This window comes from Paracoccaceae bacterium (genome assembly GCA_033344815.1).
Classification (GTDB): Bacteria; Pseudomonadota; Alphaproteobacteria; order Rhodobacterales; family Rhodobacteraceae; genus Roseobacter.
In genome coordinates this window covers 4,121,800-4,139,987 of sequence record JAWPMR010000001.1, presented here as the reverse complement: position 1 = coordinate 4,139,987, position 18,188 = coordinate 4,121,800, and the positions used below count along the sequence as shown (strand labels likewise).

Here is an 18,188-nt window from a genome sequence, read left to right as displayed (position 1 = left end):
TCAGGTGCAAACCTTGGCGCGATTGGACGTATCAAAACGCGCCTCCAACACCGATCCATCCGCAAGCGTGAAAAACACCTGAGCCCCTTCCATTTCTCCGCCTGTCACTCGGATCTGGCCCAAATCAGATTGAACCTGGCGGTCATCGACGTCGATGGTGAACCCTGCTCGCTGTCCGTTGGACATATCGTTCAGGGAGACAGCGAGTTGATCCGCGCCGTCCGCCACGTTGATATGCTGCATCTCTCCCTGCGGCTCGAAAGGCTGGAAAACCTCGACACCATCGCCACCCGCTGCGGTATCAAACACCAGATTTCCGGCAGACCCGTTCAAATCAATGCGCAACCCGGTGACAAAGACGCCCGTCGCCGTGTGAATGATATCAAACCGGTCTTTCGGCGCGCTTTCCACGAATTTGACGGTCAGGGCCTGCATGCACTCGCCATAAGCTGCCGGCGCACAGAACATCGCGCAGACCACAGCGGCTATTTTGAACTTGGACATTTCCACCCACCTGATTGTGTTGATCTTTGCAGCCTATCTCGATTGTCCCTGCGCTGCCATCGTAAAACCCCGTCTAAAACCTGAAACTGCCAAATGGGATGTATCTGACCATCGTCCCAACCCCAATCTGCGCGGCGGGCTCCGGGAGTTCCACAAATCCTTCAGCCCATGACAGCCCACTGATCCGACCCGAACCTTCCGAGACAAAGATCTCCGCATGACCGTTGCGCATCCGCGCGCGCAGGTATTCGGTGCGACCCGCCTTCTTGTTTTTTGAAAACCCCGCTGGCACATCGAAACCTTGCGGGTGCGGCCAGTTTTGGCCTGCCAGGCGCGCCATGGCCGGGGCTGCAAAGATCATCGCACAGGTCATCGCAGCGACAGGGTTGCCGGGCAAACCAAAAACCGGCGTGCCCGACCACATCCCCAATGCCAAAGGGCGTCCGGGTTTTACAGCAATTCGCCACAGGGTCATGGCACCGGCCTCGCTCAAAAGTGCAGAGACGTGATCCTCATCCCCGGCTGAAGCCCCGCCGCTTGTCAGGATCAGATCACATTTCCCGGCGGCCTCGTCGAGCCTTCTGCTCAGATCATCGCGGTCATCCGCCACCCGGCCCATATCGATCGGAACATGCCCAAAGGAGCGTATCAGTTCCAGCAACATGGGCCGGTTCGCATCAAAAATCTGTCCCGGGGATGCCTCAGCGCCCGCCTCGACCAACTCGGCTCCCGTGGACAGCACACCAACGCGTAGCGGGGTATGAACCGCTACGTCCTTTGCCCCGATTGCCGCCAGCAAAGCCGCCTCCGCCGGACCGACACGGATACCCTGTTTTAACGCAGTCTCGCCCTTTTTGACATCCTCGCCTGCGCGCCGCGTATTTGCGCCCGACTTTATTGGACCTCTGAAGGCAATGTGATCGGCATTGATCGTGACGTCTTCTTGCAGCACCACCGTGTCAACGCCTTGGGGCAGCGCCGCACCGGTCAAAATGCGCATGGCAGCATCCGCGGGCAAGGAACCCGGCGCATCCCCAGCTGCAGCGCGCCCGTCTGCCAGCGGCATCCTATGCACGCCGCCCTCCTTGCCGCCTGCAAAACCATATCCATCCACGGCTGTATTCGGCAACGGCGGGTTGGACCGCAACGCAATGACATCCCAGGCCAATAATCGGCCGGTTGCCTTTGCAATCGGGACCACATCCACCGCAGTCACCGGTGAAAGACGCTCTTGTAGCAAGTCGAGAGCATCGCGGACCGGGGTCCAATGCACTCCGGGCGGCAAGGCAAAACAGTCGTTTGTCAACTGCGGGGGTTGTGACGCTGCATGGTTCAGTTTTGCCTCAAGCCCGAGACCGAAAATCCACCCTTCCTCCGGGGCATCCACGTCCAAAAGTCCTTGGAGCACATCCGGCTCCAGATTCGAAACCGTCCTCGCAACTTCGCGCACCTGCCAGGCATCCTTGATGCCATTTTCGGGTCCGGATCCCAGCGTCAGAGAGGGCCAAATCTCGATGAAAGAGATTTGTTTTGTCAGTGGCTCAAAGGGCCAAACCGCGACATCAAATCTTTTCCTCAAACGGGACAGGACCGGCAGCCCCATCAAGACCTGCGATCCGACCGCCCCGGTGCCGCCGAGTTGCCAGCATGAAAAAGCGCCTTTTGCAGCGTCTTCGGCGGCGCGTTTTTCGGGGAAAGGATTTTGATAGGTCTCTTTGTGACGGGGTAATCCGTCAATGTCGCGTTTCAGGCCATTGAACCAAAAAGGGCCATGCCCGCCGAATGTCCGGTTTATCTGAGCCGCCAGATCAAACCGATTGTTGGCGTGCGGGCTATCCTCGATATGCGCGGCCAGCCACTGCCACACAGCGAAGGGATCACTGCTCCCTGTCAAAGCTTTGGCAAAACCGCTGGGGTAGCCGAATGGGAAATCAAACCCTGCCAGCACCCGGTTTCCCATGCAGGTCTCATTTTCAAACAGCGCGGTCAGCCAGATCTCAGCTTTATCCCGATTGCGCAGGTACACCGGGTCCTCCGCCCGCCCAGTCCGGGCGACACAGGCCCAAATCGCATCTTTACGCGGCGTTTTACCGGTATCATTGCCCCCTGACCAATCCACCATGACGACTGTGTCGAACGTGTTCACAAGCCCACCTCGGCAAGGATGAAGTCTGCGATTGAAGCGGTGTCATCAAGATCAAAAACCGGCCTGTCCAGCTGAACAGTTGTGTCGCTTGCCACGGCGCGAATAGTTGCATCATTGGGAGCGATCAAAGGGTTCTTTGTCTCTGCCCGATGCGCTTCGATCTTGAAATGGGCATCGCGCTTATACCCCTCGATCAGCACAAGATCTACGGGGCTCAGCTTCTCAAGCAGGGTTTCCAAAGCGGGTTCCGGGGCGTCGCGCAATTCATGCATCAATGCAAAACGTTTGTGCGAGGCCAGCAGAACTTCGCGCGCGCCCGCCTGCCTGTGGCGATGACTATCCTTGCCCGGCTGATCAACGTCAAACACGTGATGGGCGTGTTTGATGGTGGAAACGGATAACCCGCGGCCCGCCATCTCGCTCACCAACCGCTCCATCAGCCCGGTTTTGCCTGCATTTTTCCAGCCCACCACACCATAGACATTCATAGGTATGCCTCCGCCTTTGCCAGATCTTCGGGTGTATTGACATTGAAAAACGGATCAATTGTCGCGACTGGAAACAAGGCTTCACGCCCGTTGTGTTTGTCCGTCCACATGACCACCTTGCGCAAACCACCCTCTAGGGCCGCACGCAGATCATCACGCAACTCAACCGGCCAAAGACCAAATGTCGGATGGCGCACCTGCCCTCGTTTCGGGTCAGGTGTTGCGGATAACACCAGCGGGTGCGCCATGCCCTCACTGGCCAGCAACAGTTGGGGCACCAGATCACCGGGGAAAAACGGCGTATCAGCAGCGGCAGTCACAATTGTATCCGCACCTTGTGAGGCCGCCCAATCCAACCCCGCGAGCACACCCGCCAGAGGCCCGGCAAATCCCTCGATACTATCCGCCAGTACTGGCAGACCAAACCCCCCAAAGCGCGTGGGATCGCCATTTGCGTTGAGAGCCAGACCGGCGACTTGCGGGGCCAGCCTGTCAATGACCCGCGCCAACAGGGTCTGTTCCCCAAGCTTCAAAAGCCCCTTGTCACCGCCACCCATGCGCGTGGCTTGCCCCCCGGCAAGGATCACCCCTAATGGCTGTTTCATGCCCCACCCTTCCGTCCGGCGCGACGTGGTTCGTCAGGTACTGCGGCCGGGTCAGCATCGCGGATCAGCCGGTCCTCTCCGGCGAGACACAAAAAGCGCTGACCTTTCATGCGGCCGATCAACGTCAACCCGACCTGCTGCGCAATTTCCACGCCCCAAGCCGTGAAACCCGAGCGCGATGCCAGTACCGGAATGCCCATCATCGCCGTTTTGATCACCATCTCGGATGTCAAACGCCCCGTGGTATAAAGAATCTTGTCTCGCGCAGGAACACGCTCTGACAGCATCCACCCTGCGATCTTGTCCACGGCGTTATGGCGACCCACATCTTCCATATAGACCAGTGGCTTATCCTCACAACACAATACGGTCCCGTGGATCGCACCCGCTTCCAGATACAGCGATGGCGTCCGGTTGATCTTTGAACTTAACGCGTAAAGCCATGACGTCCTGACGGGCGTTGCAGGCAGGCTGACACCTTCGAGCCCGGCCATCATATCGCCAAACACGGTGCCCACAGCACAGCCACTGGTACGGGTTTTCTTGCGCATTTTTTCTTCGAAATCGGTTTTATGCACTGTCCGCACGACGACAGTTTCGAGTTCTTCGTCATAATCCACGCCGGTGATGTCATCCGACGCGCTGAGCATTCCCTGATTGCGCAAAAATCCCAGCGCCAGATAATCCGGATAATCGCCAATGGTCATGGCAGTCACGATCTCTTGTCCGTTCAGGAAAATCGTCAGCGGTCTCTCCTCAACCACATTCGCTGAAACACTTTTGCCGGCTTGATCCGTGCCCTCAACAGCGCGCGTCAGGCGCGCCGCACCGGGATCAGGCGCAATCAGATAATCGCTGGTATCGTCAAGTCTGGCCAATTGCATCCCCTTCAAGGCTGCGCTACGTCTTGACGGCAACTTTAGAAGCATATTATGCCCTCCACCACACCGAAAATAAGCACAAAGGCACAGGCCTTTTGGACAGGTGCTGGCGATGGCGCACCATTTGTGTTGGTTGTGGCCCCCTTCGCCATGCTATTCGGTGTTCTGTCAACCGAGGCAGGGCTCAATGTTCTGGAAACACTCCTGTTTTCCGCTGTGGTCTTTGCAGGTGCCGCGCAGTTCACCGCCCTGCAACTGATGCAGGAAAACGCCCCGACTGCCATCATTTTGGCCTCAGCATTGGCCGTGAACCTGCGCGTAGCCATGTATTCGGCGTCTTTGACTCCGTGGATCGGGGCCGCTCCCCTGTGGCAACGCGCGATTGCGGCGTATTTCACGGTGGATCAATCCTATGCCTGTTCGGTCATGCAGTTTGAAAAGGAACCGACGATGAGCGTGCCACAACGCATGGCGTATTTCTCCGGTGTGCTCAGCCCAATCGTGCCCACATGGTATATCTGCACGCTGTTTGGGGCCCTGGTCGGCACACAGGTTCCCGACACATGGGCGCTTGAGTTTGCCTTGCCGATTACCTTTCTGGCAATGGTCGCGCCAATGCTGCGCACCCCCGCCCATGTCATTGCCGCAATCGTCGCGATTGCCACCAGCCTTCTTACCGCATGGGTTCCATATTCGCTTGGCCTGATCATCGCGGGCACCGTGGGCATGATGGCAGGCGCGCGGGCAGAGCTGATCATCGAACGCAGGAGGGGACGATATGATTGACCCCGTCACACTATGGACCGTCATCATTGGTCTCGGGATTGGCAGCTATGCGTTGCGATTTGCCTTCCTCGGCTTTGTCGGCAGTCGACCGATGCCCGCATGGTTGTTGCGCCACCTGCGTTACACCGCGGTTGCCATGTTACCAGCATTGGTCGCCCCACAGGTCGTCTGGCCCGCAGCAACCTCTGGTGATCCAGATCTGCCCAGAGTGTCCGCAGCTGCCGTCACCTTGGTGATTGGGCTTCTCACAAAAAACGTCCTGGCCGCCGTTTTCTCAGGCGCCGCAACGCTTTTTTGCCTGCTCTATCTGATGGGCTAAGACCAAAACCTCAGGTTTGCGCCGCGACGATCCCATCGCGTACGTCGCCCGCGTCGTTTTCATAGTAGCGATCAGTCACGACACCAGGTCGAGTTTCAAGCTGCTCCATCAGCTTGACAGGGTAGAATGTGTTATTCACGTCCTCAAACCCGGGAACCTGGCGCAATATTGAAGACGTAGCCTGGGTGCAAAATGCATTTGCCACCGCGCCATTGGACAGGACCAACTGCAATGCGCGCTCAGCTTGTTCCGGCGTCACAACGAATTCCTGACTGACAACATGGTAGGTGCTGCGCGCATGCGCACTTTTGTAGGCTTGTACCCACCCGGGCGTCATCCCAAACAACACATCACCGCGTTCGGACACATCTGCATGATAAAACGATCCCGCGGGATCAAAAATGACACGCTGGGACCCCGATACCATCAGGGCCGTATGCCCACCGCTTCCCGTGGTGTTGTTGATCACCGTGAAAAGCGTCAACTTGGGTGGACCGTCCGAAACATACGCCTTTGCCGCGATCTCCTCCGGGGTTGCTTCCAGCCCAGAGGATACCGCACATCCTGACACAAACGTCAGAAAGACCAGCAACAGGAATGGGCGCATCACGCGCGCCCCGAAAGATCAAATCTCACGTGATAAAAATCGCCATCCACACGAACAAAACTATGATCCCAATCACGATCCGCGTGGTCCAGCTCATGAAGCCGTTAAATGTTTTCTCTTGATCAGTGACATCCATGTCACCGTGTTTGTGATCTGCCATTGCCGCAGCCCTTTTTCTAGTGTCGCGATAAGAACTAGTGGATTCGTCGGGCGATGTCACCCATCCGCTGACCAACCGCGACGATTGATCCGGTCTTGATCATCCGCTGTCTTCGATGTCTTGTGCCAACCGGAACCCGATGCGACGCGCGTCGACCTTTTCATCCGGTTTGCGCAGCGCTCGCAGCATCACATTCAATTGGCTCACGTGCTGGACGAGTTGGGTTTTACCTCCTGCATCATCTGTACCGTAGAAGGTGATGATATCAGGGTCAAAATAGCCCATGCCCTCTATGCGCAGGACACCAACCTGGCCACCGGTAAACCCCATCGCCACTTCATGTGACGCATCAAGTTGCTCTTCGAAGTTCTTGAGATATAATATAATACGCTCATATGCCCATTGCGCAGGCGACTTTTGTGCTGTGGGCTTTGATTTCAACGTATCTGGTAGATTTGGACCAGCACGCGCAGGGGTATCAGGATCGCAATGAACCTCGTGGACACGTGGCAAAGCGTCCGCTTCGATGGCTTCCGCGGCGGTTGCGATGTTCTCACCCATGGCTCACCCTTTGCATTGATACACCCATGCACCATCCTCGCGTCTGTGACGGCTGGCAAGCCCATCCTGATGGAGATGGCTGACATGCGCGACTGATTCAACCAGAGCCAAACCATATTCCGCCGGACCAATCCGGCGTTTGAAAAGCGGCGCAAAACACTCTGCCGCAGATTTTGGGGTTTCAAGGAACTCAAGCAACCGTGCCAACGCCCCGTGATGGTTGTCAATCAGTTGTCGCATGCGCATTGGCAGACCGGTAAAGGGCAGTTTATGTCCACCCAACACCAGATGATCCGGGCGCGCCAGCCCGGCGAGCCGCTCACAAGCCTCCAGCCAATCGGCAATCGGATCAGCCATGGGTTCGGTTGCGTAAACGCCGATATTGGGGCTGATCGAGGGCAGGATCTGATCCCCCGCCAGTACCAGATGATCATCCCTGCTCCAGAAGGTTGCGTGTTCCGGGGCATGTCCGTTGCCGATATGCACGTCCCAGACGCGCCCGCCCATCTTGATGCTATCGCCCTGTTTGATCCGAGTGTAGCCCAACGGCATTGGCGCCACCACATCGGCAAAATTGAACGGGCGTTCTTCAGCACGCTGGGCGTAGATTTCTGCGTCCATTCCTGCGTCGCGGTAAAACGCAAGCGTCTCATTGGACGGCACGGGCTGTTCGTCCAAGGTCAGCATCCGCGCCATAAGCCACGCCGTGCGCGTGGTGAGTAACTCTGCATCAAACTCCGATTGCAACCATCCTGCCAAACCGATGTGATCAGGATGGTGGTGCGTGACCACCACGCGCCCGATGGGTTTTCCGCCCAGCGCGCCCGCCATGATGGTTTGCCAGATTGCCTTGCTCCGCTTGGAGGCAAACCCTGTGTCAATCACTGTCCAGGTGTCACCATCATCCAATGCGTAGACATTTACATGATCCAGTTTCATTGGCAGCGGCAGGCGCATCCACAGCACGCCGGGGGCGACTTCTATTGCTTCGCCCTCAGTCGGGGCTTGCTCCCACGGATATCTCAAACCTTCCGGCGGTTGATCTTTCATCAGGCAGCCAACTCATCCGCGCTCAGCGCATAAAGATCTTCCGCGCCCGCCTGAGCATGGACCAGAAGCCCCACGTGTTCCGGCAGTAACCGCTTGATGTAAAACCGCGCTAAGGCTTCATGCTTACCACCCCTATCAGCCAAGGCGGCTTTGAGGTGCATATGCCCGCCCATGACGCGTGCAAAGGCGCGCAGATAGGGCATAGCACCTGCAAAACGCATATTCATGTCAGTTTCCGACACCACCCATTCCGTCGCCTCCCGCAGGGTTTCACAAGCTTGCCAAAGCGGTTCTGCGAGATCAGGCAGCGCGGCACGCGCTTCTTCCGCACAGGTTTCCATTTCATCCAGCAGACGCGCTGCGGCCTCGCCCCCATCCATCATCTTGCGACCCACAAGGTCCATTGCCTGAATCCCGTTCGTGCCTTCGTAAATGGCCGTCACGCGCACGTCGCGGCTGAATTGTGCTGCGCCTGTTTCTTCGATTACACCCATACCGCCGTGAACTTGAAGTCCCATTTCTGCAACGTCAATACCCGTCTCTGTGCCAAAAGCCTTGGCAATCGGTGTCAGAAACGCCGCGCGTGCCTGCCAGTCGGCTTCTTGCGTTGCGTGCGCCATATCAATCGCCATTGCACAACTCAGCGCAATAGCGCGAGCGGCGAGAATATCCGCCTTCATCGTCATCAACATCCGTCGCACATCTGCATGTTCTATGATGGTGCCGGACCCGCCCACCGTAGCTGTGCGACCCTGCTTGCGTTCGCTTGCATACTCATAAGCGTGTTGATAGGCGGCCTCCGCCACCCCAATACCTTGGCCTCCGACGCCAAGGCGCGCGTTGTTCATCATGGTGAACATCGCTGCCATACCCCCGTTCGGTTGCCCGACCAACAAACCCATCGCGCCTTCAAACTGCATCACAGCGGTGGGTGAGCCGTGCAAGCCCATTTTGTGTTCCAGACTGACCGCTTTCAAATCATTAGCAGCGCCAAGTGTTCCATCTTGGTTTGGGATGTACTTCGGCACAAGGAACAGGCTTATGCCTTTGGTGCCTGCAGGCGCGCCGGCCAATCGCGCAAGAACAAGGTGGCAAATGTTTTCAGCCACATCATGATCGCCCCAACTGATGTAGATTTTCTGCCCCGTCAACGAATAGGTGCCATCACCATTGTCCTCAGCCCTGGTCGACAAGGCACCCACATCCGAGCCCGCATGCGGCTCAGTCAGATTCATTGTCCCGGTCCACTCACCGGCGGTCAGTTTGGGCAGGTACAGTGCCTTGATCGCATCGCAGGCATGATGTTCAAGCGCTTCGATCTGTCCCTGACTCATCAAAGGCGCGAGTTGCAAAGACAGACATGCGCCGCTCATCATTTCATTCACTGCCGACGTCAGGGTCATCGGCAACCCCATACCGCCAAACTCGGGATCCGCAGCCATGCCAACCCATCCGCCTGTGGCGATTGCTTTCCACCCATCGCCGTATCCCGGGGACGTTCGCACAACGCCATTTTCCAATCGAGCCGGATGCAAGTCACCCGATCTTTGCAGTGGGGCTAATACCTCGTCTGACAGTTTACCCGCTTCGGACAGGATGGCTTGCGTCACATCGTCGGTTGCATCGGCGAAACGATCCGTTTCGTGCAGTTTTGAATAGTTCACAACATGTTTGAACAAAAAAGAAAAATCATCCACTGGGGCATGAAAAGGCATCTGATCGTCTCCGGTTGACTGTGCGACGGTCTTGGCAAGCAAGACGTGACCCTATATGGGTCCACGCGTTCAAACATGTGCCGCTTCGCCGTTCCCGGCAACCAAAACGCGGCGTCACGGAGCGTGATGAATACGACCTCGCCACAGATCCTGCAACCTGATCGCAAAGGTATCATGCGCGCGGCGGCTTTGCTGGATCGGAGTGATCTGGTCGCCTTCCCGACCGAAACCGTCTATGGGCTTGGCGCGGATGCGCGTAACAGCAAGGCCGTAGCCGCGATCTTTGCCGCCAAGAACCGCCCCAGTTTCAACCCGCTGATCGTGCATGTCCCTACCATCGAAGCCGCGCGGCAGTATGTCGTATGGTGTGATGCGGCCGAAATACTTGCGCAGGCTTTCTGGCCCGGGCCTCTGACACTCATTTTGCCCTTGATCTCAAATCATGGTTTGTCGCCGCTTGTCACCGCTGGCCTGCCGACTCTGGCGCTGCGTGTGCCTGCGAAAAGATCCGCCAGAACCCTGCTGGAGGCCTTTGGAGGCCCGGTCGCTGCCCCTTCGGCAAATCCTTCGGGACGGATCAGTCCGACCACCGCTGAGCATGTGTTAGAAGGGTTAAGCGAGCGCATCGCGGCAATTGTAGATGACGGCGCATGCGCGGTAGGATTGGAAAGTACGATTGTCGCTGTGACCCCGACGCCTATGCTGTTGCGCGCCGGGGGGTTACCAACAGAAGCGATAGAAGCCGCAATTGGCCGCCCTCTCCCGGCCCGTGCGCATTCAGATCAAAGCGATTTAGTAACCGCACCAGGTCAACTGGCGTCCCATTATGCCCCGCATGCCCCGGTTAGACTAAATGCAACAAGCCCCGACGTAGACGAGGTTTTTCTTGGTTTTGGCACAATGAGCTGCGATTTGAACCTCTCTGAGACCGGAGACTTGCATGAGGCGGCAGCAAACCTGTTCAGTCACCTGCATCGCCTCGATAAACACAACCGGAGAATCGCCGTAGCGCCCATCCCTGCACAGGGGCTCGGCCGGGCCATCAATGACAGGCTGACCCGCGCTGCGGCACCGCGCCCAAAATCTACAGAACGATAGGGCGTGCTTTCAGGGCTCCCTTATTGCTTGTCAGGCATGACCAGCCGTTGCCGATAGACCCAAGGGGTCGATCCCGAGGCTTTTGATCGCTTCGGACCATTTGTCTGTGGCAGCTGTCTCAAATACCAAATCGGGCGTTGCCGTAGCTGTCAGCCAGCCATTATTGACGATCTCGTTTTCCAGTTGTCCCGGGCCCCACCCTGCATAGCCCAGCATCATCAGAGCGCGCGCGGGACCCTGATCCTGTGCAATCTCTTCGAGGATATCCAAAGTCGCCGTCATGCCGTACCCGCCAGGAACAGCCAAGGTATGAAGGCTCGATTGATAGTCATCCGAATGCAGCACGAAACCACGACCGGTTTCCACAGGTCCTCCAAAATGCACTGGCATTGCCGCGGCACGTCTGGAGGGTTCAATCTCCAACTGATCCAGCACATCGCTCATGCGCACATCCGCGCTTTGCTTGTTCAGGATCAGTCCCATTGCCCCCTTACTGGAGTAGGCGCAGAGCAATATCACCGCACGCTCGAAACGGACATCTCCCATGGACGGCATCGCCACCAAAAGTGAGCCGGTCAAATCAAGCGCGTCAGACTGAACATCAGAGGACCCCATAGTGTTCAGTCTGACCTGAGGAACTTAAGGGTGCAAGAGGGATCACAACGCGGATGGCGAAACATGGCTAACCGGAACGTGACTTGGCATTTCAGGCTACCTCGACCATATCGGGTGGATGAACAAAAGAACTGTTGCCGCCGCCTTCGCCTGTTTTCTCGCCCTCCCTGCTCTGGCACAGGACAAATTCGCCATGCCGGTCACCGCAGAGATGCTGCCCGGATGGGTGCGCGCGGATGGCACGCGCGTCGCAGCCGTGCGCCTGTCCCTTGATCCGGGGTGGAAGACATACTGGCGCGCACCAGGAGACGCGGGCATACCCCCGGAATTTGACTGGTCCGGATCGCGCAACCTCTACTCCGTTGCTGTGACCTGGCCAACGCCGATCGTTTTTGATGAAAACGGCATGCGCTCGATAGGTTACACCGACGAGTTGGTCATTCCTCTGGCACTTGCGCCCTCTGAGGCCGGACAACCGATTGATGTCGATCTGGAGATGAGCATAGGCATTTGTTCCGATATTTGCGTACCCCATAGCCTCACTCTTGAGGCCATGCTCGACAGCGCAGGTACAAAGCCGACACCCTCGATTGCCGCTGCGCTGGCAGCGCGTCCCTACTCCGCGCGCGAGGCGGGCGTCACGAGCGCAACCTGCAGAATTGAACCGACCAAAGATGGCCTGCGCATCGAGGCGCGTGTAACGGCGCCCTCCGCTGGTGGACAGGAAGTCATGGTGATTGAGCCGGGCCTGCGGGATGTATGGGTCAGCGAAGCCATCACCCGACGCACCGGCAATGACGTCGTCGCTGTATCGGAAATGATCCATGTCGATGGCGGCACCATCGCCTTGGATCGTTCCTCCGTAAGACTGACCGTCTTGGGCAGCAGCCACGCAATCGATATACGGGGATGTCGCGCCGGTTAAACGGCAAGACGGCGGTTCCCGATGAACAGGGTCAGTGCTGCGAGGCAATAGGCCAAAACGACAAGCATCGCTGATCCTGCGATAAACAACGCCAGTGCCGCCGACATCACTGGCCAAGTCTGCAGTGCAGGAATGGCGGTAACAACGGCGGGTGCCAGCGCTCCTCTGACAATCGCAACACCGAGTGTCACCCCTGCCCAGCTTAAAACGAGGCCCCAGAGGGTCAGAAATGCCAAACGAACGCCCAGCACCGGCGCCTTGAGACCGCGGCGCATCGCCCTGATCTGGCGCGAGATATCGTGGGAGACCGCAACCAGCGCCGGCACCATGAGCAACACCAGAACGACGCCGAAACCCAGCCCATAGACCAGTGTAATGACAGTGGGTTTGAGAAACTGCGCCTGACGGCTGCTTTCATAGAGCAAAGGCGTCATGCCCAGCACCGTCGTCATTGTTGTGAGCATCACCGGTCTCAACCTGTCTGCCGCGCCGTCTATGATGGACGGGATCAACCCGCGATCCTGAGCATATTCGTCGATGGTTGTGATCAACACAATGGAATCATTGATGATGATCCCGGTCATTCCCAAGAGGCCGACGACAGTGAACATGCTCAGCGGCACGTCCCAGACAAAATGCCCGTAAATCGTTCCGATCAGGCCAAAGGGAATAATCGCCATAATCAAAGCCGGGCGTGACCAACTGCCAAAGACCCATGCCAGCACCAGGAATATTCCCAGAAGGCAAAGGATCAATCCCGTCACAGCATCATTCAGGAATTCCTGCTCCTGCTCGGCTAGCCCCGACAATTCCCATGATATCTGCCGTTCACTGGCAATGCGCGGCAAGATCTCATCAGACAGGGCGCGCTGGATTTCTGCGGCCCGTTCAGGGTCATCTTCGGATATATCGCCAGTGACCGAAATGATGCGAATGCCATTTTGACGTTTGAGTGAGAGGAAACCGTCGCGGCTTTGCACGCTGACAATATCCGCCAGTGGCACGTAGATGCCGTCCGGGGTGCGCATCAATGTGCGTTCCAGAAAATCCGAGGTTAGTTCGTCTTCGGGCAGTTGGACCTCTATCGTCGCGCTTCGCGTACCATCGGGATATTTGGCAGCTTCGATCCCACCCAGACGGTCGCTCAACACGCGCCCCAAGGCATCGATCTTGAACCCCAGGGCCTGACCTTTGGCCGTCAGATCCAGGATCAACTCTTCCTTGCCAAAAGCCAGATCGTCCTGCATGGCGAGAACTTCGGGATATTTCAGAAGCGCGTTTTGCAAATCAACGCTGGCCGCTTTCAGGGTCTCGGTATTCCCGCCGGAAAACTCGACTGCCAGCGAATCCCCTCCCTGGCCGGAGCGCCAACCGCGAAAGGAGACGGCTTCAACCAACGGGTGATTAACAACCCGATCCCGTAAATCCGCCGTAAAAGCAAAACTGGAATAGGGTCTGAGATCCGCATCGATCAATTCGATCGAAATCCCGCCCAACAGGTCCTTTTCCTTGAGCTCAGCACCGTCGAGCCCGCGCCCGGCGTTGCCGCCGACTTCCGACAGGACAAATGAAATCGGGCTCACCCCATATTTTTCAGTATACTCGGCACCAATTTCCTGTGTCGCGCGTTGCAGCTCTCGCATCATTGCCAGAGAGTCTTCGCGTGTGGCACCTTCGCTCATCGCAAAATTGCCTGTGACAGATCCGCGTTCGGGCGCATTGAAAAAACGCCATTGCACATCGCCTTTTATGAAAACAGCGGCCTGCCCTGCAAGCAGAGCAACCAAGCCCGCCAGCACGACATATCGCGCGGCGATCACTCCTGCCATGAAGGGACGAAAGAGCCTGTCCTTGAACCAATTGAATCCATAATTCACAAGCGTTGACGGCCAGTCGATGCCGCGCATGCCCATCCATTCAATCACAAACAGCTTTCGCCCGCGGGGCAGCAAGAGGAAAACGGCAGCAACTGCGGCCAGAGCAAATACGGCGGTGATCACATCACTGGAATAGGTCAGGTCCGCGATCATGGCATCCTCGGGTGCCAGCCACAATCTGCGTGCAAAAGCGGTCACGCCTCCCACCAGAGCAAAAAGGGCGACAAATGCGCCAGCAAGCTTGCTACGCGAAAACCCGGTGTTCTTGGCGCGCGCGATTGAGTGCGCCATATGGTGCGGTAAAATCAGGAAACACTCGACCAGCGAGGCAATCAACACGGCAATAACCGTCAGGGGAATATCGCGAATGAGGGTGCCAAATCGACCGCCTACGGCCAATAGTCCGAAGAACGCGATCACCGTTGTAAGCGTTGCGGCAAAGACAGGAATCGACATGCGCCGCGCCGCCGATTCAGCCGCCACGAACGGGTCTTCCTTAAGGTGGCGCGCCCGGTAATCGGCATGCTCACCCACCACAATCGCATCATCTACAACGATGCCCAGAGTGATGATCAACCCAAAAAGCGAGATCATGTTGAGGGTAATCCCGCCAGCGTACATCAAGGCAATGGCCGCCATCATCGCCGCCGGAATACCCGCAGCCACCCAGAAGGCCGTGCGGGCGTTCAAGAACAAAAACAAAAGGCCCAACACAAGGCCCAGCCCAACCAAGCCATTGTCCATCAAAATGTCGAGACGCCCTGAGATGGCGGCAGATCGGGTGCGGATCAGGTCAAGCGTAGTGCCTGCGGGCAGGGTTGCCTGCAGATCAGCTGCGATTTCCTCAACGCTCGCCTGAATTTTAATGGCGTCGCCTTTGGCTGAGCGATCTACCCGCACAGAGATTGCCGGGTTCTCCCCGACAAAATACGCCCGGTTACGGTCGCCGCTTTCCTCGGTGATGTTTGCCACATCGCCTATCGTCAGCTTTGAGCCATCCGGATTGGAACGCAACACGATCCCCGCGATCTGTTCCGGGCTTCTCTTTTCAGTGCCTGTGCGCACCTGCGCATTTGCACCACTCACGCTGCCAGCCGGTGAGGTGTCTGCTTCTGCCGCAATCGCAGCAGCGATCTGGGCCATTGTCACATCATATGAAATGAGTTGAAGCGTCGGCACCTCAACCGTCAATTGTGGTGCAGCAACACCGCGGATGGAAGCCCGCGTTATGCCTGCCTCAAACAACCGGTTGACGAATTCATCAGCAAAAAGCGCTAATTGCTGCGGCCCCACCGGGCCGCTGATTACGACATCCGTGACCCGGTCCCGCCAGGCCGCGCGGCGCACTACCGATTCCTCTGCCCCTTCTGGCAAATCCGTCACGGCATCGACCGCATCCTGAACCTCACCCGCCGCGCGGGTCATGTCCCAATTTGGTTCAAAATGCAGCGTAATCGTACTGCGCCCCTGCCGCGCCGTAGACGACGTGCTCTCCACGCCATCCACGACGCGCAAAGCCGGTTCCAGAACCTGCACAATACCCTTGTCCACGTCGTCAGCAGCAGCGTTTTTCCAGGTTGTATTGACCGTAACCCGGTCCAGTACTGTATCGGGAAAGAATTGCGTGCGCATGTTGGGCAGTGCGGCGAGACCCGCAACAACCATCATGACCAGAATGAGATTGGCAAGCGTGCGATGGCGCGCAAAATAGGACAGCACACCGCGCGTATTGCCAGAGAACCGACGCGCCATAGCGACCTATCCCCCCATGCGGCTTTCGATGCGCGCCACGACGGATGCAGAAACCGACGGTTCCGCCAATTGCGCCAATACCCGTGCTTTGGCTTCTCCCGGCATGGCGTTGCTGCTTTGCACGAAAGCAACCAATCGGGCGCGCCTTTCAGCGCTCAATTCCAGCAAATCCGGAACAATCGCGCGCTGTTCGCTCTCGCGGCGCATTGGACGCACTGAAATACCCGGGCCCAGAAGCGGTGTCTGGGCACTAATGACGTCGCGCCCGACCAGCCCTTCGCCGCGCACCAATACGTCGTTGCTTTGACGCCTAACAAGCGTAACATTCATCGTCACGAGACGGTCGTCTTCACCCAGCACAAGAACTTCGCCTTGTGCATTCAGGGCGGCGGCAGGCAGGCGTACGATATTTTCCAGCGGCGGCTCCGTCACAGCGAGGGACACAAAATCACCGGGGCGAAATCCGGGCGCGCGCGACAGACGTGCAAAAACCAAACGGCCAGTCTGGTTTTCCGTGGTGGCTGCGCTGACACGGCTCAACACGCCCGTGGCGCGCAAGTCAGCCCCTGTTCCATCAAGTGTGGCGGAGACGGGGGCAGCCACCAGATTGCCTTCTGCATCAAGAAGGCGCGCGTATTGTGCCGTCGAAACGCGGAACGCGACTTCGAGATCCTCGGGGTCGATCAAATCTGCCAGACGCTCGTTGGTCGATACCAAACGCCCCTCAACCACGGCGGTTTCACTGAGGGTTCCATCAAATGGCGCGCGCACGGTCGTATCATCAAGGTCCCTCTGTGCCTCATCCAATGCGATGCGCGCGCGATCCAGCCGCGTGGCGGCCTGATCGATCCGTGCTTCGCCCTGCGTAACGACCTGTCTGCGCGCCAAAACGGTCGCGCGGGCTGCAGCTTCAGCCAACTCGGCAGTCTCCACCAAGGCAGATGTCCCAACCCCACGCGCTGCCAGATCAAGCTGACGGCGATATGCTTTTTGGCGCAAAGCGACTTGGTCCTCAGCCGCTGCTTCTTCATCGCGCGCAAGCTCAAGGGAGCGCGCCGCATCACTGACTTCAGCTTGCGCATCCGCCAGATCAGCTTTCGCCCGGTCCAGTGCGGATTGCATATTCGATGGGTCGATCCGCGCCAAAACGTCCCCACGACGCACACGTCCACCATCCTCAAACCTGTCCGACAAAGCGATCACCCGGCCCTCGATGGCCGCGCGCAGTTCAAGGGTGCGCCGCGATTTGATTTCGCCAAAAGTTTCCAGAAGCGGACTGATCGTCTGCGCTTCTGCACGGATCAAATTTACCGCAAAGACGCGCTCATTTGGTTCTGGTGCTCTGGGTTTGTCCGCCAGCCGATCCTGAATGGCCACGCCAACTAATTGACCCGCATAGGCCAGAAGGCCCAGCGTCACCGCCGCCAGAAACAGACCAATCATGCTTTGGCGCAAAAACCGCATTTCGCCGCTATCCTAATAACTTAACACGTTCGAGTATAACCTAGTTCGATCACAGTGCATACCAACCTGAAAAGGTGATACGCACCAAAACGTCATTTCCGTCGCTGATGTTCGTCCAGGCGGGGCAGAATCTCCACAAAATTGCAGGGGCGATGACGGAAATCCAGCTGTTTGGCGAGAATTTCGTCCCACGCATCTTTGCAGGCCCCCGGACTGCCCGGCAGCGCAAAAAGGTATGTCCCGTTGGCCACACCGCCCGTTGCGCGGCTCTGGACGGCACTGGTACCGATTTTCTGCATGGATACGATGGTGAACACCGTGCCGAATGCGTCTATTTCCTTTTCATAGACGTCGCGGTGCGCCTCAACGGTCACGTCGCGCCCGGTCAGCCCGGTTCCGCCCGTGGAAATCACCACATCCACGCCGCTGTCCTTGCACCAGGCGCTCAATTGCGCGGCGATGTCTGTGCGCTCATCGGGCAGTATACGTCGATCCGCCAATTCATGGCCCGCATCCAGAAGCCGTTTGACCAGCACGTCGCCCGAACGATCCTCTGACATTGCGCGCGTATCAGATACGGTTAGGACGGCAATGCGCACGGCCATGAAGTCCTTGGTTTCGTCAATTCGGCTCAT

18 protein-coding genes are annotated in these 18,188 nt (G+C 57.7%); 4 read left to right on the top strand and 14 right to left on the bottom strand.

From position 1 onward, the window contains the following. From R8G34_19150 to R8G34_19130, 5 genes are all read right to left on the bottom strand, one after another. A complete protein-coding gene (locus tag R8G34_19150; GenBank protein ID MDW3224970.1) occupies window positions 1-504 on the bottom strand; it encodes an aggregation factor core in 504 nt (167 codons plus the stop codon). A gap of 73 nt (window positions 505-577) precedes the next feature. Next, window positions 578-2,626 (bottom strand): molybdopterin-binding protein, encoded by a 2,049-nt coding sequence (locus R8G34_19145; GenBank protein MDW3224969.1) that lies wholly within the window; start codon window positions 2,624-2,626, stop codon window positions 578-580. Window positions 2,627-2,646: 20 nt separating this feature from the next. Further along, window positions 2,647-3,138, bottom strand: a complete 492-nt coding sequence (gene mobB / locus R8G34_19140) for a molybdopterin-guanine dinucleotide biosynthesis protein B (GenBank protein ID MDW3224968.1) — start codon at window positions 3,136-3,138, stop codon at window positions 2,647-2,649. Continuing rightward, window positions 3,135-3,743 (bottom strand): molybdenum cofactor guanylyltransferase MobA, encoded by a 609-nt coding sequence (mobA, locus tag R8G34_19135; protein MDW3224967.1) that lies wholly within the window; start codon window positions 3,741-3,743, stop codon window positions 3,135-3,137. Before mobA ends, mobB begins: the two co-directional genes overlap by 4 nt. Beyond that, window positions 3,740-4,627: a formate dehydrogenase accessory sulfurtransferase FdhD gene (locus tag R8G34_19130; protein ID MDW3224966.1), complete on the bottom strand. Its 888-nt coding sequence runs from the start codon at window positions 4,625-4,627 to the stop codon at window positions 3,740-3,742. Before R8G34_19130 ends, mobA begins: the two co-directional genes overlap by 4 nt. A gap of 48 nt (window positions 4,628-4,675) precedes the next feature. On the opposite strand from R8G34_19130, the gene R8G34_19125 reads away from it, so the two are divergent. Both R8G34_19125 and R8G34_19120 read left to right on the top strand, forming a co-directional pair. Further along, entirely contained in the window at window positions 4,676-5,410 is a 735-nt protein-coding gene (locus R8G34_19125) for an AzlC family ABC transporter permease (protein MDW3224965.1), read from the top strand. After that, window positions 5,403-5,729 carry an AzlD domain-containing protein gene (locus R8G34_19120; protein MDW3224964.1) on the top strand — a complete coding sequence of 109 codons (327 nt, stop codon included), beginning with the start codon at window positions 5,403-5,405 and terminating at the stop codon, window positions 5,727-5,729. The genes R8G34_19125 and R8G34_19120 overlap by 8 nt, the downstream gene beginning before the upstream one ends. A gap of 10 nt (window positions 5,730-5,739) precedes the next feature. Here R8G34_19120 and R8G34_19115 read toward each other — a convergent pair whose 3' ends face one another. From R8G34_19115 to R8G34_19095, 5 genes are all read right to left on the bottom strand, one after another. Then, on the bottom strand, window positions 5,740-6,336 hold the full coding sequence (locus R8G34_19115; protein ID MDW3224963.1) for a hypothetical protein: 597 nt from the start codon (window positions 6,334-6,336) through the stop codon (window positions 5,740-5,742). Window positions 6,337-6,361: 25 nt separating this feature from the next. Continuing rightward, complete coding sequence (locus R8G34_19110) at window positions 6,362-6,496, bottom strand: aa3-type cytochrome c oxidase subunit IV (protein MDW3224962.1); 135 nt, start codon at window positions 6,494-6,496, stop codon at window positions 6,362-6,364. 99 nt (window positions 6,497-6,595) lie between these two features. After that, entirely contained in the window at window positions 6,596-7,057 is a 462-nt protein-coding gene (locus R8G34_19105) for a DUF6173 family protein (GenBank protein MDW3224961.1), read from the bottom strand. Between the two features lie 3 nt (window positions 7,058-7,060). After that, on the bottom strand, window positions 7,061-8,107 hold the full coding sequence (locus tag R8G34_19100; protein MDW3224960.1) for an MBL fold metallo-hydrolase: 1,047 nt from the start codon (window positions 8,105-8,107) through the stop codon (window positions 7,061-7,063). Beyond that, on the bottom strand, window positions 8,107-9,822 hold the full coding sequence (locus tag R8G34_19095) for an acyl-CoA dehydrogenase (protein MDW3224959.1): 1,716 nt from the start codon (window positions 9,820-9,822) through the stop codon (window positions 8,107-8,109). The genes R8G34_19100 and R8G34_19095 overlap by 1 nt, the downstream gene beginning before the upstream one ends. Before the next feature lie 126 nt (window positions 9,823-9,948). Between R8G34_19095 and R8G34_19090 the strand changes: the two genes are divergently transcribed. Beyond that, window positions 9,949-10,920: an L-threonylcarbamoyladenylate synthase gene (locus R8G34_19090; GenBank protein MDW3224958.1), complete on the top strand. Its 972-nt coding sequence runs from the start codon at window positions 9,949-9,951 to the stop codon at window positions 10,918-10,920. A 30-nt stretch (window positions 10,921-10,950) separates the two neighbouring features. On the opposite strand, the gene R8G34_19085 is transcribed toward R8G34_19090, so the two are convergent. Next, the gene (locus R8G34_19085; protein MDW3224957.1) at window positions 10,951-11,535 is read right to left on the bottom strand and encodes a YqgE/AlgH family protein; all 585 of its coding nucleotides are present in this window, start codon (window positions 11,533-11,535) and stop codon (window positions 10,951-10,953) included. A gap of 118 nt (window positions 11,536-11,653) precedes the next feature. Between R8G34_19085 and R8G34_19080 the strand changes: the two genes are divergently transcribed. Continuing rightward, window positions 11,654-12,460: a protein-disulfide reductase DsbD family protein gene (locus R8G34_19080; protein ID MDW3224956.1), complete on the top strand. Its 807-nt coding sequence runs from the start codon at window positions 11,654-11,656 to the stop codon at window positions 12,458-12,460. On the opposite strand, the gene R8G34_19075 is transcribed toward R8G34_19080, so the two are convergent. The 3 genes from R8G34_19075 to moaB form a co-directional block, all read right to left on the bottom strand. After that, window positions 12,457-16,089 (bottom strand): efflux RND transporter permease subunit, encoded by a 3,633-nt coding sequence (locus R8G34_19075; GenBank protein MDW3224955.1) that lies wholly within the window; start codon window positions 16,087-16,089, stop codon window positions 12,457-12,459. The genes R8G34_19080 and R8G34_19075 overlap by 4 nt on opposite strands. 6 nt (window positions 16,090-16,095) lie before the next feature. After that, window positions 16,096-17,553: an HlyD family efflux transporter periplasmic adaptor subunit gene (locus R8G34_19070; GenBank protein ID MDW3224954.1), complete on the bottom strand. Its 1,458-nt coding sequence runs from the start codon at window positions 17,551-17,553 to the stop codon at window positions 16,096-16,098. 92 nt (window positions 17,554-17,645) lie between these two features. Next, window positions 17,646-18,188 (bottom strand): molybdenum cofactor biosynthesis protein B, encoded by a 543-nt coding sequence (moaB, locus tag R8G34_19065; GenBank protein ID MDW3224953.1) that lies wholly within the window; start codon window positions 18,186-18,188, stop codon window positions 17,646-17,648.

Coding starts and splice junctions, on each gene's coding strand:
- R8G34_19150 (MDW3224970.1), bottom strand. CDS start 504: ATGTCCAAGTTCAAAATAGCCGCTGTGGTCTGCGCGATGTTCTGTGCG.
- R8G34_19145 (MDW3224969.1), bottom strand. CDS start 2,626: ATGGTGGATTGGTCAGGGGGCAATGATACCGGTAAAACGCCGCGTAAA.
- mobB (MDW3224968.1), bottom strand. CDS start 3,138: ATGAATGTCTATGGTGTGGTGGGCTGGAAAAATGCAGGCAAAACCGGG.
- mobA (MDW3224967.1), bottom strand. CDS start 3,743: ATGAAACAGCCATTAGGGGTGATCCTTGCCGGGGGGCAAGCCACGCGC.
- R8G34_19130 (MDW3224966.1), bottom strand. CDS start 4,627: ATGCAATTGGCCAGACTTGACGATACCAGCGATTATCTGATTGCGCCT.
- R8G34_19125 (MDW3224965.1), top strand. CDS start 4,676: ATGCCCTCCACCACACCGAAAATAAGCACAAAGGCACAGGCCTTTTGG.
- R8G34_19120 (MDW3224964.1), top strand. CDS start 5,403: ATGATTGACCCCGTCACACTATGGACCGTCATCATTGGTCTCGGGATT.
- R8G34_19115 (MDW3224963.1), bottom strand. CDS start 6,336: ATGCGCCCATTCCTGTTGCTGGTCTTTCTGACGTTTGTGTCAGGATGT.
- R8G34_19110 (MDW3224962.1), bottom strand. CDS start 6,496: ATGGCAGATCACAAACACGGTGACATGGATGTCACTGATCAAGAGAAA.
- R8G34_19105 (MDW3224961.1), bottom strand. CDS start 7,057: ATGGGTGAGAACATCGCAACCGCCGCGGAAGCCATCGAAGCGGACGCT.
- R8G34_19100 (MDW3224960.1), bottom strand. CDS start 8,107: ATGAAAGATCAACCGCCGGAAGGTTTGAGATATCCGTGGGAGCAAGCC.
- R8G34_19095 (MDW3224959.1), bottom strand. CDS start 9,822: ATGCCTTTTCATGCCCCAGTGGATGATTTTTCTTTTTTGTTCAAACAT.
- R8G34_19090 (MDW3224958.1), top strand. CDS start 9,949: ATGAATACGACCTCGCCACAGATCCTGCAACCTGATCGCAAAGGTATC.
- R8G34_19085 (MDW3224957.1), bottom strand. CDS start 11,535: ATGGGGTCCTCTGATGTTCAGTCTGACGCGCTTGATTTGACCGGCTCA.
- R8G34_19080 (MDW3224956.1), top strand. CDS start 11,654: ATGAACAAAAGAACTGTTGCCGCCGCCTTCGCCTGTTTTCTCGCCCTC.
- R8G34_19075 (MDW3224955.1), bottom strand. CDS start 16,089: ATGGCGCGTCGGTTCTCTGGCAATACGCGCGGTGTGCTGTCCTATTTT.
- R8G34_19070 (MDW3224954.1), bottom strand. CDS start 17,553: ATGCGGTTTTTGCGCCAAAGCATGATTGGTCTGTTTCTGGCGGCGGTG.
- moaB (MDW3224953.1), bottom strand. CDS start 18,188: ATGAGCCGAATTGACGAAACCAAGGACTTCATGGCCGTGCGCATTGCC.